Raw genomic sequence first — 15,693 nt, 5'->3', positions numbered from 1 at the left:
GCAAGCCAGCTCCTACACTGGTCGCGTTTCAAGTCAGGGTTGGTAGACCCGCGCAAAGCCCGCGCGAATCTTCTCTTGCGGTAACTCATCGGCAATAAACACAATCACGCTTTCCCGCGGCTCGCCTTCGGCCCATTCGGTGTCCCAATCGAACCCGTAGAGCTTGAGCACGCCCTGGAACACCATGCGTCGATCTTCACCGGCGATGTTCAGCACGCCCTTGTAGCGCAGCAGTTGTTTGCCGTGCTCTTCCAGCAACTCGTTCATGAACTCGCTGAGGCGGTCGATATCCAGCGGCTGGTCGGTGCGCAGTACCAGGCTGGAAATGCGGTCGATGGACGGCGCCTGGCTGATCGGGCGCAAGGTCATGCCTGCGTTGAGGTTGAAGCCGCGCACATCCAGCAGTTCAGCCAAGTCGATCTTGCCATGTTCCACCACACGGATCGGCGCGCGACGGTTGATTCGGCTCAGGCGCTGGCTGAGGGCCTCGAAGCTGGCGTCGTCGACCAGGTCGCGCTTGCTCACCAGCAGGCGGTCGGCAAAGCCGATCTGCGCCTGGGCGATGGTCTGGGTCAGATGGTGCTCGGCGTGGGCCGCGTCCACCAGGGTGATGATGCCGTCGAGAAGATAGCGCTCGCGCAGTTCTTCATCGATAAAAAAGGTCTGGGCCACCGGCGCCGGGTCGGCCAGGCCGGTGCATTCGATCACCAGGCGGTCGAAGGCGATTTCGCCGCTGTCCAGGCGTTCGAGCAGCAGGTACAGGGCCTTGGTCAGGTCGGTGTGGATGGTGCAGCACACGCAACCGTTGGACAGGGTCATGACTTGGACCGGTTCATCACCCAGCAGCTGGGTGTCGATGCCGGCGTCACTGAATTCGTTTTCGATCACGGCGATTTTCAAGCCGTGCTCGGCCTTGAGCAGGTGGCGCAGCAAGGTGGTCTTGCCAGCGCCGAGGAAGCCGCTGAGGACGGTGACGGGGATGGGAGAGGACAAAATATTCTCCTTGAGGAAACACAAAACAAATGTGGGAGCGGGCCTGTGTGGGAGTGGGCTTGCTCGCGATGCAGGCAACTCGGTCTACCTGGTATACCGAGGTGATGCTATCGCGAGCAAGCCCGCTCCCACACAAGCCCGCTCCCACAGGGGATCACATAGGCCCAAGCCTATGGGTTCAACAGCACTTGGGCCCGCCCTTGCCGCCGTAACGGGCTTCCTGGCGTTCCCGGAAGAACGCCTTGTAGTCCATCATCGGCTTGTCCGGGTGCTTGGTTTGCATATGCTCGACGTAGGTGTCGTAGTCGGGCATGCCGACCATCAGGCGGGCTGCCTGACCGAGGTATTTACCGAGGCGACCAATGTCATTGAACATGTTTGCAACCCTCTATCACGCGTCCGGCATGGCTTGGAATGGTGCTTCTTTATCCGTACGTTCCTTGGTACCCCAGGCGGCCACGCCGACTTTGATCGCATAGAACAGGATGCTGAAGACCACGAACAGGAACAATACCGTCAGCGTGGCGTTGGTGTAGGCATTCCAGATCACGTGCTGCATCTGGTCGATGCTCTTCGCCGGGGCCAGGATCTGCCCGTTGGCCAACGCATCGCTGTATTTTTTCGCCAACGACAGGAAGCCGATCGCCGGGTTAGCGTCGAACAGCTTGATCAGGCCGGCGGTCACGGTGCAGATCAGCAGCCAGACAGCCGGCAGCATGGTCACCCAAATGTAGCGCTGGCGCTTCATTTTGATCAGCACAACCGTGGCGAGCATCAGCGCGATACCGGCCAGCATCTGGTTGGAGATGCCGAACAGTGGCCACAAGGTATTGATGCCACCCAGCGGGTCGATCACGCCCTGGTACAGCAAGTAGCCCCACATCGCCACGCAGCCGGCGGTGGCGATCAGGTTGGCAGTCCACGACTCGGTACGCTTGAGCGCCGGGACGAAGGAGCCGAGCAGATCCTGGAGCATGAAGCGCCCGGCACGGGTCCCGGCGTCAACGGCGGTCAGGATGAACAGCGCTTCGAACAAGATCGCAAAGTGGTACCAGAACGCCATGGTGTTTTCACCCGGCAGCACGCTGTGCAGGATCTGCGCGATGCCGACCGCCAGGGTCGGCGCACCGCCGGCACGGGCCAGGATGGTGGTTTCACCGATGTCATTGGCCACCGCTTGCAGCGCTTCCGGGGTAATCGCGAACCCCCAACTGCTGACGGTTTGCGCAACAGTCACCACATCGGTGCCGACAATCGCCGCAGGGCTGTTCATGGCGAAGTACACGCCTGGCTCGATCACCGACGCGGCAACCATGGCCATGATGGCGACGAACGACTCCATCAACATGCCGCCATAACCGATGTAGCGCGAGTGGGCTTCATTGGCCAACAGCTTGGGCGTGGTGCCCGAGGAAATCAGTGCGTGGAAACCCGATACCGCGCCACAGGCGATGGTGATGAACAGGAACGGGAACAGGCCGCCCTTCCAGACCGGACCGGTGCCATCGACAAACTGGGTCAGTGCCGGCATTTTCAGGTCGGGCATGGTGACCAGGATGCCGATTGCCAGGGCAATGATGGTGCCGATTTTCAGGAATGTAGACAGGTAGTCACGCGGGGCCAGGATCAGCCACACCGGCAATACCGCAGCCACGAATCCGTAGCCGACCAGCATCCAGGTGATCTGGATCCCGGTGAAGGTGAAGGCCTTGGCCCATACCGGATCAGCAGCAATCTGCCCGCCCAGCCAGATCGAGCCCAGCAGCAACAGCACGCCAATGATCGAGATCTCGCCGATGCGGCCCGGGCGGATGTAACGCATGTAGACGCCCATGAACATCGCGATCGGGATGGTCGCCATCACCGTGAAGATGCCCCACGGGCTTTCGGCCAGGGCCTTGACTACGATCAGCGACAACACCGCGAGGATGATGATCATGATCAAAAAGCAGCCAAACAGCGCGATGGTCCCGGGAATGCGGCCCATCTCTTCGCGGACCATGTCCCCCAGGGAACGGCCGTTGCGACGGGTGGACAGGAACAGGATCATGAAATCCTGCACGGCCCCCGCCAGCACCACGCCGGCAATCAGCCATAGCGTACCCGGCAGGTAGCCCATCTGCGCCGCCAATACCGGGCCGACCAGAGGTCCCGCACCCGCGATGGCCGCGAAGTGGTGACCGAACAGAATGTGTTTGTTGGTCGGCACATAGTCCAGACCGTCGTTGTTGATCACCGCGGGGGTGGCCCGCCGTGGATCGAGTTGCATCACATTATTTGCGATGAACAGGCTGTAGTAACGATAAGCCACCAGATAAATGGCGACTGCCGCGACTACAATCCACAAGGCGTTGATCGCCTCGCCGCGACGCAAAGCCACTACGCCCAGGGCGCACGCTCCTACGATTGCCAGCAACAGCCAGGGTAGATGGCGTAGCAGGCTATTATTATTTTTCATTTTTATATTCCAGCCAGGTTGGACAGAAAGACAGCCAGTCCGAGTTTAGCGCGCTGTGCCCTAAAGACCAGCCCCCTACGTTGGTCTAGAGCCTTGCCGGGGCGAAAAAAAAGCGAAATAAACGCCCAATAATGGCGCAAGGCTACAATCCCTGTATCTACAGAGGGTTTCACCATGAGCGACCAGCCGTCAGATCGCCGCCGTTTTCGGCGGATTGCCTTCGATGCCAAGACCGAACTCAAGCAGAACGGCCAGCAATGGCCGGTGCAACTGGTGGATTTATCGCTCAAGGGCTTGCTGGTGCAAAAGCCTGCGCCGTGGCTGGGCAAGGGTGACGAGCCCTTTGATGTGGACATTCACCTGGACGCCGACACGGACGTGCGCATGCAAGTGCGGCTGAGCCATGACGACCAGGGGCAACTGGGGTTTGTCTGCGAGCATATCGATCTGGACTCGATCAGCCATTTGCGCAGGTTGATCGAGCTCAATCTGGGGGATGAGGAGGAGCTGCATCGGGAGCTGGGCGAGCTGCTCAACATCTGACGATGTGCACACATCAATGTGGGAGCAGGCTTGCCCGCTCCCACAGGGCGTTGTGGTGTTGCGGGTTATTCGAACAAAGCATCCAGTGCCTGTTCCAGTCGGGTCACACCAATAATCTGCAACCCCGGCGGCGCCTCCTTCGGCGCGTTGCCCTTGGGCACGATGGCGCGCTTGAAGCCATGCTTGGCAGCTTCCTTGAGCCGTTCTTGGCCGCTGGGCACCGGGCGCACTTCGCCCGACAGGCCCACTTCGCCAAATACCAGCAGGTCATGGGGCAACGGTCGATTGCGCAGGCTGGACATCACCGCCGCCATCAATGCCAGGTCCGATGCGGTTTCCAGCACCTTGACGCCGCCCACCACGTTGAGGAACACGTCCTGGTCATGGGTCGGAATCCCGCCATGGCGATGCAACACCGCCAGCAACATCGCCAGGCGGTTCTGATCCAGGCCCAGGGTCACGCGGCGCGGGTTGGCCAGGTGGCTGTCGTCCACCAGGGCCTGGACTTCCACCAGCATCGGCCGGGTGCCTTCCCACGTCGCCATCACCACGCTGCCCGGTACTTCTTCCTGGGCGCGAGTAAGAAAGATCGCCGAAGGGTTGGAGACTTCTTTCAGCCCCCGGTCAGTCATGGCGAACACACCCAGCTCGTTGACCGCGCCGAAACGGTTTTTCACCGCCCGCAACAGGCGCAGGCGTCCATCGGACTCACCCTCGAAATACAGCACCGTATCCACCATATGCTCCAGCACCCGCGGGCCGGCCAACGCGCCTTCCTTGGTGACATGGCCCACCAGGAAAATCGCCGTGCCGCTCTGCTTCGCGTAGCGCACCAGCAACGCCGCACTTTCCCGCACCTGGGACACCCCACCCGGCGCCGATTGCAGTTGCTCGGTGAAGATTGTCTGGATCGAGTCGATCACCATCACCTTGGGTTTTTCCACGCGGGCGGTGGCGATGATGCTTTCAATGCAGGTTTCGGTCATGACCCGCAGTTGGTCCTGGGGCAAGCCCAGGCGGCGGGCGCGCATGGCCACTTGTTGCTGGGATTCTTCGCCGGTGACGTACAGGGCCGGCATGCGGCTGGCGATGCTGCACAGGGTCTGCAGGAGGATGGTCGACTTGCCGATACCCGGGTCGCCGCCAATCAACACCACCGAGCCGTCCACCAGGCCGCCGCCGAGCACCCGGTCGAGCTCGCCGGACGCGGTGGAGAAACGCGGGATTTCCTCGACGCTGACTTCTGCCAGGGTCTTGATCTGGGCTTGCTGCCCGGTCCAGCCGGAGCGCCCGCTGGGCGCCGCAGCCCCGCCGCTTTCAATCATGGTTTCAGTGAGGGTGTTCCACGCCCCGCATTCGCCACACTGGCCCGCCCATTTGGGAAAGGTCGCGCCGCACTCCGTGCAGCCGTACATGCGCTTGGCCTTTGCCATCTGAGAACCTCCAACCGAAAAACCGCGATGATAGCTCAGCGCGGCGCTGCGGTACGGATTTCACCGTTGGCCAATCGTGTAGCACTGTTGCCCAGCGGGTCTTCGGCATTCAGGTCGGCGCCCTGGGCCTTGAGTGCATCGAGCAGTTCGACGCGCTTGAACAGCCCGGCGTACATCGCCGCCGTCTGTCCGGCGCCGTTGCGTTGGTCGGGGTTGCAGGCGGTACCCAGCAAACGCCGGGCAATGCTCAACTCGCCCTTGAAGATCGCGCCCATCAGCGCTGTATTGCCGCGATTGTCCTGGACACAGGCATCGGCACCGGCCGCCAACAGTTGTTCCACAGCAGGGGCCTGGCCGTGGTAGGCGGCGAGGATCAGTGCGGTGTAGCCCTTGCCATCGACGGTATTGAGGGAATAACCGGATTCGATAAAAGTCTTGAGCATTTCCACGTCGCCACGCCGGGCGGCGTCGAAGTAGTAGTCCTGCAACTGCGCCTTGAGGGCCTGTGGGTCGGCGAGCACGCTCAAGGACCAGCAGGCCAGTAGGGCCCCTATAAAGCTACGCATAATCAACATCCTCTGCAGGTCCCTTGTAGGCGCCGGCTTGCCGGCGATGGCCCCCCAAAGATCACCATCGTCTTCAGCGACCTCATCGCCGGCAAGCCAGCTCCTACAGGGAGATGTGCCGTTAGTCCGTCAGCTTTTCAGCCAGCGCCCTGACTCGCGCCAGGTCGCCCTTGGCTACTTTGGCCACGCCCGTGCCGTACTCCGGGTCAGCTTTGTAGAGGAACGACAGGATGATGTGTTTGCTGACGTCATCCGAGGTCGCCAGGGAGCCGCCAAAGTTGTCGATCAAGTCCTGGCGTTCCTTCTTGCTGTAGGACCGATACAAATCGCCCGCCTGCTTGAAGTTCTGCTCACGCTGGATCTTCGCTTGCTGGGTGCTGCCGGCCAGGGGCATCTGGCTGTAACGCGCGCTTTGCGGCTCTTCCCGGGGTACCAGGCGGCTTGGCTGATAGTTCACGCCAGTGCTGGTCTTGCCGACGTTCATCGCGCCATCCTGGTTACCGTTGTTGACGGTGACCCGTGGAGCGTTGATCGGCAGTTGCAGGGCATTGGCGCCCAGGCGATACATCTGCGTATCGGCGTAGGAGAACACCCGACCTTGCAGCATGCGGTCTTCCGACGGCTCGATACCCGGTACCAGGTTCGCCGGGGCCATGGCCACTTGCTCGGTTTCCTGGAACACGTTGCCGGGGTTGCGGTTCAGCACCATTTGCCCGACTTTGCGCTCGGGAACATCGGGCCAGATCTTGGTGGCGTCCAGTGGGTCGAAATCAAACTTGGCCAGCTCTTCAGGCTTGAGCACTTGCACATACAAGTCCCACTTGGGGAAGTCGCCCTTGTTGATATGAGTAACCAGGTCGTTAGTCATATGGCTGTAATCACGGCCCTGGACCTCGACAACTTGTTTGGGGTCCAGGTTCTTGATGCCCTGCAGGCTCTTCCAGTGAAACTTGACGTAGTGCACTTCACCCTTGGCATTGATCAACTTGTAGGCATGTACGCCATTACCGTCCATCTCCCGATAACTGGCGGGGGTGCCGGAGTCCGAATACAACTCAGTGAGTGTGCGGGTGGACTCGGGAACATGGGAGAAGAAGTCAAAACGCCGGGAGTCATCATCCAGGTTAGTGCGCGGGTCCGGCTTGAAGGCATGGACCATGTCCGGGAACTTGATCGCGTCGCGGATAAAGAAGGTCGGGAAGTTATTGCCGACCAAGTCCCAGTTACCTTCGGCGGTATAGAACTTGGTGGCGAAGCCGCGCGGGTCGCGCAGGGTTTCCGGGGAGTGGTTGCCGTGCACTACGGCAGAGAACCGCACAAATACCGGCGTGGCTTCACCGGCGGCAAACACTTTGGCCTTGGTCAGGTCGCTGAGGCTGTCGGTGACGGTGAAGGTACCGTGGGCGCCGGTGCCACGGGCGTGCACCACACGCTCCGGGATGCGTTCACGGTCAAAGCGTTGCAGCTTCTGGATCAGTTGTACATCTTGCAGCAGGACCGGGCCGTTGGCGCCGGCGGTCTGCGAGTTCTGGTTGTCACCCACGGCCGCGCCATTATCGCGAGTGAGGTTGGCGGCACTGACCGACAACGACAACAAACTGGTACTGGCAATCAATAGCAGATTGCGCGCAGCAATAGACCTGCGGCTAATAAGGTTTTTCATCAAGCAATCCTCTGGTTTTTTTAAATGCACTTTTACGGGTGCTTGCCAGAGGCTAGTGATCCTGGCGCCAGAAGATAAATAGAAAAGCCACACCAACCCGATTAAAAAAATAGTGTGGTAAGACACTGAAATGCCGGGTATTTCGCGCGCGATTGGTGGCACTTTGCAAACTATTTGTGTACTCCAGTGATAGTGACCACTCATTCCAGAGAATGTGAGCCACCTGTGCTGGTGATTCTGAGCCAGGCGAAATCCTGCTTACGGGGTTCACCCAATAGACGGTTAATTTGCAACTTGAGTCATCAGTTTAGTTAGCTAGCTGTAGCTGCTTGTAATCGAAATTAGCCATGTTCTCAATCAATGCTTTTTCTGCTCAGGTTAATTCTGCCTGACGGACTCTTTGCGCTCACATTGTTTGCAACTGACAGCCCATCAAGCGTTCGTTTTGGAGGGGGAGCAATGGAGCCAAAAACCAACATAAGCCCTTCCAGCGTGTGCATTCCGGCGATTGCGAACCAATCGCGAGCTGATAATGCCCTGCTGATCAACCAAATCCTTTGGGAGTGAGTGACTTTGGGAAAGGTCCTATTTACTTCCGATAACCACCGCTCCAGGGTGCCTTGGTCCCACCCCATTGCACAAGCAGGAGTGAAATACAGCATGGCTAACGTGCTATCTCAGGTTTTTAACTTCTTCAGCAGTGACCGTGTGGCCCCGAGTTATGCGTCAAGTGCGCCGGATTTAGTGCCGTCAGAAGCAGATCAGGTCCCGCCTCATGTGCTGACACCAACAAGTACCGCTGCCCTGCAACCACTGAGGAACTGGAGCCATCCTTTCAAGGACGGACGCAATCCGCTGCTTCAGTTAACTCAATTGGCCAAGGCGACGGCGGGTTACTACCCGTTGGGGCGCAATGGCCTCTGGCACGGCGGTGTGCATTTTGACGGTGGCACCGCTGACACCCTGGATCAGTCCAGCGTGCATTGCCTGGGGGACGGCGAAGTGGTGGCTTATCGCATCGATGAGCACTCACCGACCACGACCTACTTCGTCGATGAACTGTGCGTAGCAAAGCCGTTCTCACGTAATTTTGTGCTAGTGCGCCACCACCTCCAGCCGCCTAAAATCGAAGGCAGCCAGGATGCGCCGCCCAGCTTGACCGTCTACAGCCTGTACATGCACCTACAGGGCTGGGCGGATTACCAACGTGACTTGGGCATAGCCCGCCCAGCGTTCTGGCCCGAGGGGCAGAACCGTCGGATCAAGGCAACGGTGACAGACATACTCCCAGGCCATCCAGAGCAACGAGGTCTGAAGGTGTTTAACCAGGCGCAGCAGGGCAAAGTGCTCGCCATCCTACCGCGGGGTGCGGAGGTGACCGTTACCGGAGAGGGGGATTACCGCAAGCTGGAGAACACCAATGGACCGGACGGCCTGAAAAGCGCCGATGGTTCGTTATGCGGCTACCTTTCCATGAATTTTTTGGAACCCATCGCCGGGGACGAGTATGGGGCCAAGGGCAATCCGTCGCTCAACGTCCGGGCTGAAGCGAACGGCAGTAGCACCGTTATTACGACGCTACCACAGGGTACGGAAGTGACGGTCCGTGGTGAGGGCGAATTCCGCAAGTTGGAGCGGGTGAACCAGTACATTCATTTCAATTCGCTGGAGGATGCGCGTGCGCCGATGGCGGACCGCATCGTGGTCCTCGACCACCCCATAGCCATCAAGGCCGGCGAGCTAATTGGTCACCTTGGGTTGTATCAAGACGGCGGTGCGCAGCACCCGGAAAAAAAACTGCACCTGGAAGTGTTCAGCGCCGATGACGTGGGTCTGTTCATCGAAGCTAGCCGGGCTTGGGCAGATCGACTGCCCGCCACTGGCAAGACCTGGCTGAAACTGGCCAAGGGCACCACGGTGGTGACGCATCAGGCGAGTTTCAACGCCACGCAGCCCCCAACCTTGAACGCCGCCAATACACCCAGCGATGCCGATTTATTGGTCCCTAAAAGCCTTCTCAATAGCCTGCGCGCCATGGATAAAATCGTGATCCCGGCGACGGCTGATCGCAAAGCTTATAACTGGTACCACCTCGATGGGCTGCTGCATGACGCTAACAACGAGTTGCTCGACGGTTGGGTGCGCGAAGAAGTGGGGGTTACTCCTTGGGTTAATCCTTGGTCGTGGGAGGAGTATGGAATCATTCACAACTACGACGCTCCCCGGCAATACCTGGCCTCGTTCTTCCGAGCGGTTAGCCGCTTCAGTGAAGGGGAAGTTGAGCGCCATGGGGCTCTGGCTGATAAGGCGGATAACGGCACGATGATGCGTCGTCTGTACGACATTATCGACCGTAACCATGATGGAAAGATGACCGCTGACGAGCTTCAAGCAGCGATTGGTTTGCCCGCGCAAGCGCAGGCACTTGCGCAATTAATTATCTATTACGTCAGCGAGTGGCAGTACACCCCCAGTAAGTGGGACGCACTGGACGAAGTGCTGGGCCATAGCGGCTCAACCCCACTTCTGAACTGGGTCGCGGAGAAAGAGCGGATCAAGCAAATCAATTGGTGGGATGAGGTAGCGCCCAAGGTTGGGTTGCCAGTGTTGGGGGGTGTGTATCACTTTCATCCGGTGGGGTTGGTGGGGCTATTCGCCTATATTGGTCCTGGGTCGAAGATACTTGCTGGTGAAATCACCTTTAATGCTGAGGGGAATGATATATCAAGCTCAATGTACTATAGCAAAGTCATTCACTGGCCTGGAAATGATCTGTCTGGAGTAACTTTAGGTCGGGGTTATGATATGGGGAGTCGAACACAGAGCGAAATATACGCTCATATGACTCAAGCAGGCATAGAAAATGAGCAAGCCAGAAAAATTTCGTTAGCGCATGGATTAAAAGGATTGGACGCAAGAAACTTTGTAAGAAACAACCAAGCATTGATTGGCGAAATAACAGGCGACCAACAAATACGCCTGTTTAACATTGTTTACCCTGACTACATAGATAGAGCAGTTTTTATTTATAATAAATGGACTGCCTCTGAGGTTGGAAGACTTGAGTGGGTGAGCCTGGATCAGGCCATTCGCGATGTGCTAGTTGATTTTGTGTACCAGGGGTTTACTACTGGGCCTAACCCAATGAAATCAGGCATGCGCAATAGCAGGTCGGAAATGATTTCATACATTGAAAGTACGCCCGCCATTAACCAGTACGAGCAAGGTCGGAAACGAGCCGATTACTTAAGAAAATATTAGTAGAGGATACATTATGACTATAAGATTTGTTTTGACTTTATCATTTTTTGTTTCATACGCTTGTTATGCAGAATCTCCACAGCCAGTTTTTTGCTCTGATATAGGTACAGATAGCCAAGGAATATACGAATGCTCTAAACGTAAAAATACAGATGCAGACATTCAATTAAATAGCACCTACAAAGCGCTAAACAATAAAATAGATACTGAGTATAAAATCGATCCAATGTTAGGTGCTTCACTTAAAGAACACATAAAAAAATCACAGAGAGCCTGGATTATTCTAAGGAATGAAAATTGCGCCATTGAAAGCTTTATGGTTGACCCTGGAACACAAGCATTCGAAACGACAAAAAATTTTTGTATGGCTAGACAAAGTATTGAAAGAATCCACTATTTGAATGATTTAAAGCTATAAATGGTGGGAGCCGGAATCCCCAGATTTTCATTTGCAGGTAGCGTGAGCCCGTCGCGATGAAACGCGAGCCCACGCCGTCGAATGCAAGCTCATTTGCAATTAATGTGAGCCGAAGGCTGGACTGGACTGCCCCCGGCATCGTAGACATCTCCAGCCTATGCTGGACTACCCCCGCTCCCGTAGACATTTTCCAGCCTCAAAGTGAGGCACTTTCAAAGGCCTCAGGACTGACGCCGCCCAGGTGACTGTGACGACGCGTTCGGTTGTAAAACGCCTCAATGTAATCGAATACGTCGGCACGGGCCATGTCCCGGGTTTTGTAGATCCTCTTGCGGATGCGTTCTTTTTTCAGGCTACTGAAAAAAGACTCAGCCACGGCATTGTCCCAGCAGTTTCCTCGGCGGCTCAGTCCAAGCATAGGCTGGAGATGTCTACGATGCTGAGGGCAGTCCATTCTTGGGGGCCGCTGGGTCAGTGCTCGACATGCGCCGCGTTGCAACTTGAGTGGCTCACAACCACTGGAAACAAATGTCACAACCACCAGCGCCCATAAACTATTTGCGTTTTAATGTGTCGATTGCAACGAACAGTGTTAACAGTTGTGTCGAGCAAGTCACTGCAGACTGACTTACACTGAGTTCCTCTCCTCTCAACTGTAACAAGGAATAACCTATGGGCGTGATCAGTGAGTTCAAGGCCTTCGCGGTCAAAGGTAATGTGGTCGACATGGCGGTCGGTATTATCATCGGCGCCGCCTTCGGCAAAATTGTTTCGTCCTTCGTAGGCGACGTGGTGATGCCGCCCATCGGCCTGCTGATCGGCGGTGTAGACTTCGGTGACCTGGCGGTAACGCTCAAGGCAGCCCAGGGCGATGCACCTGCGGTGGTCCTGGCCTACGGTAAATTCATCCAGAGCGTCATTGACTTTGTGATCGTCGCGTTCGCGATCTTCATGGGTGTCAAGGCCATCAACCGTCTCAAGCGTGAAGAAGCCGTGGCGCCAAGCCTGCCACCGGTCCCCACCAAGGAAGAGGAACTGCTGGGGGAGATCCGCGATCTGCTCAAGGCCCAGAACAACAAGCCCCTGTAGCCGACCCGCAATACCTGTCGGCCACAGAAAAAGGCGCCCCTGACCGGGCGCCTTTTTTCTACCAGTAGTTTTCTACCGCCACCTGCCCTGGCCGACGCGCCAGGCTCAGTTGCATATCACGCTGCTTGAGCAGTTGCCGGGTGTCATCGATCATCTGCGGATTGCCGCAAATCATCACCCGCGAATGCAAAGGCGTCAGCGCTACGCCCGCCGCACGCTCCAGCTCGCCATTTTCGATCAGGGTCGTGATCCGCCCATTCAATGCACCCGGCCGCTGCTCACGGGTCACGATAGGCAGGTAGGTGAGTTTATGGGCGTGTTCGCTCAAGTACTCGCGCTCGCCCAATTCCTTGATCAGGGTCTGGTAGGCCAGCTCCCGAGCTTCCCTGGCGCTGTAGACCAGGATGATCCGCTCGAATTTTTCCCAGGCTTCAAAGTCCTGCAGGATCGACAGAAATGGTGCGATCCCCGTGCCGGTGCCCAGCAGCCAAAGGTCACGACCATCGACAAAACGATTCAGGGTCAAGAAACCGGTGGCCTGGCGCTCCACCAGCAACTCGTCGCCCACCCGCAGGCGACTCAGCTCACTGGTGAACTCACCACCGGGCACCACAATAGAGAAAAACTCCAGGAACTCATCAAAGGGCGACGACACCACCGAATAGGCACGCCACACCAGGCTGCCATCGGGTTTGGTCACGCCCAGGCGAACAAACTGCCCGGCGGTGAAACGGAACCCCGGGTCCCGGGTAGTACGCAGGGTAAACAGGCTGGGGGTCAACGACTGCACATCGATCAGGGTCTGGCGTGTGAATTTTTCCGCACTGGCCGTCATGGGGGGCTCCGGTCTACAGGTAACCCCTAGTGTCCCCCAAAGCGACGCCTGGAAACACCGTTGGTTTGTAGTGACATCCTGCGTGCCTCCACTGACCAATACAGAAAAGATGGCCATCTGCCTTCAATTCAAACCATTTGGCTATTAAGTCCTACTCATAACCCCTACATGAAAATTCATAAACTGTGTCGCAACCCTGCCCTAAGCAAATGAATGACAAAGAAATTCACTCACATCATCAGCCCCCCCGCCCGCGCGCCCAGGGCCATGGGTATCGATCAGTTCTGCTAAAAAACGCAACGCTAAGTGCGAAAATTCCCATCTGGGTTTTACATGCTGTCCTACACTCGATTCGGTAACGCTAAGGGGACCGCGTTGCGAACAATAGATGTGCGACTCATGGAGATTTACCAATGGTCAACTGGCGCAACACACGTCTACCCAAACTAGAAGGTGAGGATGAGGTGACGACTATGTTCGAGGCTGCTCTGAACATTACCTATGAGCTGGGCTTTGAATATTGCGGTTTTATGATGGGCTCCAATGCGGTTTATCAGCCATTCAAGAACATCCACCTCAATAATTATCCAAGTGAATGGAACACTCTCTACAAAACAGAACATTACTTCGATATGGACCCGCTGGTCAGCCACTGCAAACGCGATGTGCTGCCCATCGTCTGGGAAGAAAAAACCTACTCTGCAGTGCCGGACATGTGGGTTCACTTGCAAGCCCAGGGTCTCAATTTTGGCTGGGCGCAGTCGGTGCATGACTTCCGTGGCTTTTTCAGCATGATCAACCTGGGACGACGCCAGGAACCGGTGCAAGCCCAGGAACTGTATGAGAAAGCCGGCCAGGTCTTGTGGATCTGCCATGCCTTGCATACCGTCGCGGCCCAGGCCTATGCCAAGGAGCCGGCCTGCCAGTGCCCCACCAAGCTCACCAGTCGCGAGACCGAAATCCTGCAATGGTCGGCACTGGGCAAGACAGCTGCCGATATCGCGACAATTCTCTGCCTGTCCGAGCGCACTGTCGGTTTTCATATCAGCAGTGCGATGCGCAAGCTGGGGGTGAGCAATAAGATTGCCGCGGTGATCACGGCAGTCAAACACGGCCTTTTTTGAGTACAGCCCGCGCGCCCCCCATGTTGAAAACACCGAATGTAATCCGCCGGAAAAAAACGTAACATTTACGGCCAGTTCTGAGTGATGACGCCGCTCGTCAACGCCCGCGTCGCAGTCCACTCAGAAGGTTCCGCGCCAGGCCCGGAACACCCGTCGATTATCCAGAGTTCCCCCCGCCATGCCCCTGCTCGATAGCCCCTTCGCCCAACTCGACCTGATCCGCCAGCCCGAGCAGCAAAACGAACCGCTGCAAGCCTTCGATGCGGCCGACGAGTATCTGCTTGCCTACCTGGCCGAGCAGCAACCGGCCAGCAGCACCCGCGTACTGGTGCTCAATGACAGTTTTGGGGCATTGGCGGCCAGCCTTGAGGGGCATGTGCATGTCACCAGCAGCGGCGATTCATTCCTCGGCGCCCAGGCCCTGCAAAAAAACCTGATGCGCAATGGCAAGGCCTTCGATGCCCTTTCGTTCGTGCCTGCCAGCCAGGTGCCCAGCGGGCCCTTCGATCGGGTACTGATCCGGGTACCAAAAACCCTGGCGCTGCTCGAAGAACAATTGATCCGCCTGCAGGACCAATTGGCGCCAGGTGCCGAAGTGATCGCGGGGGCCATGGTCAAGCACCTGCCCCGCGCCGCCGGTGAACTGCTGGAGCGTTACATCGGGCCGATGCACGCGTCGCTGGCGGTGAAAAAGGCCAGGTTGCTGATCGCCACCCTGGCTGATCGCCCTCGCGTCGTATCGCCCTACCCCACGCGTTATCGCCTGGACGCGCCGGCCATCGAGCTACTCAACCACGCCAATGTGTTCTGCCGCGAAGGCCTGGATATCGGCACCCGTGCCTTCCTGCCTCATCTGCCGCACAACCTGGGGAACGCCCGCGTGGCTGACCTGGGTTGCGGCAACGGCGTGCTGGCGATTGCCAGCGCCCTGCACAACCCCGAGGCGCAGTACACCTTGGTGGACGAGTCCTATATGGCCGTACAGTCGGCCGCCGAAAACTGGCGCGCGGCCCTGGGTGAGCGGCCCGTGATGATTCGCCCCGGCGACGGCCTGGCGGACCAGGAGCCGCAATCGTTGGACGTGGTGCTATGCAACCCGCCGTTCCACCAGCAGCAGGTGGTGGGGGATTTCCTTGCATGGCGCATGTTCCAGCAGGCCCGCGAAGCGCTGGTAGTCGGCGGCGCGTTGTACATCGTCGGCAACCGCCACCTGGGTTATCACAGCAAGCTGGCGCGCCTGTTCCGTGGTGTGGAGCAGGTGGCGGCGACACCAAAGTTCGTGATTCTCAAGGCCCGCAAATAACACAGGC

The 15,693-nt window shown here is 57.7% G+C and carries 13 protein-coding genes and 1 pseudogene; 6 read left to right on the top strand and 8 right to left on the bottom strand.

Translation table 11 applies throughout. The features are described from left to right. Positions 1 to 33: 33 nt before the first annotated feature. From yjiA to HBO12_RS05690, 3 genes are all read right to left on the bottom strand, one after another. Positions 34 to 993, bottom strand: a complete 960-nt coding sequence (gene yjiA, locus HBO12_RS05700; protein WP_170041700.1) for a GTPase — start codon at positions 991 to 993, stop codon at positions 34 to 36. A gap of 178 nt (positions 994 to 1,171) precedes the next feature. Continuing rightward, on the bottom strand, positions 1,172 to 1,369 hold the full coding sequence (locus HBO12_RS05695) for a YbdD/YjiX family protein (protein WP_029292120.1): 198 nt from the start codon (positions 1,367 to 1,369) through the stop codon (positions 1,172 to 1,174). A 15-nt stretch (positions 1,370 to 1,384) separates the two neighbouring features. Beyond that, positions 1,385 to 3,451, bottom strand: coding sequence for a carbon starvation CstA family protein (locus HBO12_RS05690; RefSeq protein WP_169951082.1), 2,067 nt, complete (start codon positions 3,449 to 3,451; stop codon positions 1,385 to 1,387). 174 nt (positions 3,452 to 3,625) lie between these two features. On the opposite strand from HBO12_RS05690, the gene HBO12_RS05685 reads away from it, so the two are divergent. Then, on the top strand, positions 3,626 to 3,994 hold the full coding sequence (locus HBO12_RS05685; protein WP_169951085.1) for a PilZ domain-containing protein: 369 nt from the start codon (positions 3,626 to 3,628) through the stop codon (positions 3,992 to 3,994). 65 nt (positions 3,995 to 4,059) lie between these two features. Here the strand turns inward: HBO12_RS05685 and radA are convergent, their stop codons facing one another. The 3 genes from radA to katB all read right to left on the bottom strand — a co-directional run bounded on the left by radA (position 4,060) and on the right by katB (position 7,656). Continuing rightward, positions 4,060 to 5,427: a DNA repair protein RadA gene (gene radA / locus HBO12_RS05680; RefSeq protein ID WP_169951087.1), complete on the bottom strand. Its 1,368-nt coding sequence runs from the start codon at positions 5,425 to 5,427 to the stop codon at positions 4,060 to 4,062. A gap of 35 nt (positions 5,428 to 5,462) precedes the next feature. After that, positions 5,463 to 5,993, bottom strand: a complete 531-nt coding sequence (locus tag HBO12_RS05675; RefSeq protein WP_170041699.1) for an ankyrin repeat domain-containing protein — start codon at positions 5,991 to 5,993, stop codon at positions 5,463 to 5,465. Between the two features lie 121 nt (positions 5,994 to 6,114). Beyond that, on the bottom strand, positions 6,115 to 7,656 hold the full coding sequence (gene katB, locus HBO12_RS05670; protein ID WP_170041698.1) for a catalase KatB: 1,542 nt from the start codon (positions 7,654 to 7,656) through the stop codon (positions 6,115 to 6,117). Between the two features lie 660 nt (positions 7,657 to 8,316). On the opposite strand from katB, the gene HBO12_RS28320 reads away from it, so the two are divergent. Both HBO12_RS28320 and HBO12_RS05660 read left to right on the top strand, forming a co-directional pair. Next, a complete protein-coding gene (locus HBO12_RS28320; protein ID WP_262376927.1) occupies positions 8,317 to 10,917 on the top strand; it encodes a hypothetical protein in 2,601 nt (866 codons plus the stop codon). A 13-nt stretch (positions 10,918 to 10,930) separates the two neighbouring features. Continuing rightward, the gene (locus HBO12_RS05660) at positions 10,931 to 11,335 is read left to right on the top strand and encodes a lysozyme inhibitor LprI family protein (protein WP_169951093.1); all 405 of its coding nucleotides are present in this window, start codon (positions 10,931 to 10,933) and stop codon (positions 11,333 to 11,335) included. 196 nt (positions 11,336 to 11,531) lie between these two features. On the opposite strand, the pseudogene HBO12_RS05655 reads toward HBO12_RS05660, so the two are convergent. Beyond that, positions 11,532 to 11,744, bottom strand: a pseudogene (locus tag HBO12_RS05655) (IS3 family transposase); the annotation flags it as partial. A gap of 263 nt (positions 11,745 to 12,007) precedes the next feature. On the opposite strand from HBO12_RS05655, the gene mscL reads away from it, so the two are divergent. Then, a complete protein-coding gene (gene mscL, locus HBO12_RS05650; protein WP_169951095.1) occupies positions 12,008 to 12,424 on the top strand; it encodes a large-conductance mechanosensitive channel protein MscL in 417 nt (138 codons plus the stop codon). Between the two features lie 58 nt (positions 12,425 to 12,482). Here the strand turns inward: mscL and HBO12_RS05645 are convergent, their stop codons facing one another. Continuing rightward, the gene (locus HBO12_RS05645) at positions 12,483 to 13,259 is read right to left on the bottom strand and encodes a ferredoxin--NADP reductase (RefSeq protein ID WP_169951097.1); all 777 of its coding nucleotides are present in this window, start codon (positions 13,257 to 13,259) and stop codon (positions 12,483 to 12,485) included. Between the two features lie 413 nt (positions 13,260 to 13,672). Here HBO12_RS05645 and HBO12_RS05640 point away from each other — a divergent pair, with 413 nt between their 5' ends. Next, positions 13,673 to 14,383, top strand: coding sequence for a helix-turn-helix transcriptional regulator (locus HBO12_RS05640; protein WP_169951099.1), 711 nt, complete (start codon positions 13,673 to 13,675; stop codon positions 14,381 to 14,383). A 178-nt stretch (positions 14,384 to 14,561) separates the two neighbouring features. After that, positions 14,562 to 15,686 (top strand): methyltransferase, encoded by a 1,125-nt coding sequence (locus HBO12_RS05635; RefSeq protein ID WP_170041697.1) that lies wholly within the window; start codon positions 14,562 to 14,564, stop codon positions 15,684 to 15,686. Positions 15,687 to 15,693 lie beyond the last annotated feature (7 nt).

It is taken from the genome of Pseudomonas sp. WS 5059 (genome assembly GCF_012985525.1).
GTDB lineage: Bacteria > Pseudomonadota > Gammaproteobacteria > Pseudomonadales > Pseudomonadaceae > Aquipseudomonas.
This window is presented reverse-complemented; position numbering and strand designations above follow the sequence as displayed.

Excerpts from the sequence above, each read along its gene's own strand:
- HBO12_RS05675 (WP_170041699.1), bottom strand. The coding sequence starts at position 5,993 with ATGCGTAGCTTTATAGGGGCCCTACTGGCCTGCTGGTCCTTGAGCGTG.
- HBO12_RS05685 (WP_169951085.1), top strand. The coding sequence starts at position 3,626 with ATGAGCGACCAGCCGTCAGATCGCCGCCGTTTTCGGCGGATTGCCTTC.
- HBO12_RS05690 (WP_169951082.1), bottom strand. The coding sequence starts at position 3,451 with ATGAAAAATAATAATAGCCTGCTACGCCATCTACCCTGGCTGTTGCTG.
- HBO12_RS05640 (WP_169951099.1), top strand. The coding sequence starts at position 13,673 with ATGGTCAACTGGCGCAACACACGTCTACCCAAACTAGAAGGTGAGGAT.
- katB (WP_170041698.1), bottom strand. The coding sequence starts at position 7,656 with ATGAAAAACCTTATTAGCCGCAGGTCTATTGCTGCGCGCAATCTGCTA.
- HBO12_RS05660 (WP_169951093.1), top strand. The coding sequence starts at position 10,931 with ATGACTATAAGATTTGTTTTGACTTTATCATTTTTTGTTTCATACGCT.
- HBO12_RS05695 (WP_029292120.1), bottom strand. The coding sequence starts at position 1,369 with ATGTTCAATGACATTGGTCGCCTCGGTAAATACCTCGGTCAGGCAGCC.
- radA (WP_169951087.1), bottom strand. The coding sequence starts at position 5,427 with ATGGCAAAGGCCAAGCGCATGTACGGCTGCACGGAGTGCGGCGCGACC.
- HBO12_RS28320 (WP_262376927.1), top strand. The coding sequence starts at position 8,317 with ATGGCTAACGTGCTATCTCAGGTTTTTAACTTCTTCAGCAGTGACCGT.
- mscL (WP_169951095.1), top strand. The coding sequence starts at position 12,008 with ATGGGCGTGATCAGTGAGTTCAAGGCCTTCGCGGTCAAAGGTAATGTG.
- HBO12_RS05635 (WP_170041697.1), top strand. The coding sequence starts at position 14,562 with ATGCCCCTGCTCGATAGCCCCTTCGCCCAACTCGACCTGATCCGCCAG.
- HBO12_RS05645 (WP_169951097.1), bottom strand. The coding sequence starts at position 13,259 with ATGACGGCCAGTGCGGAAAAATTCACACGCCAGACCCTGATCGATGTG.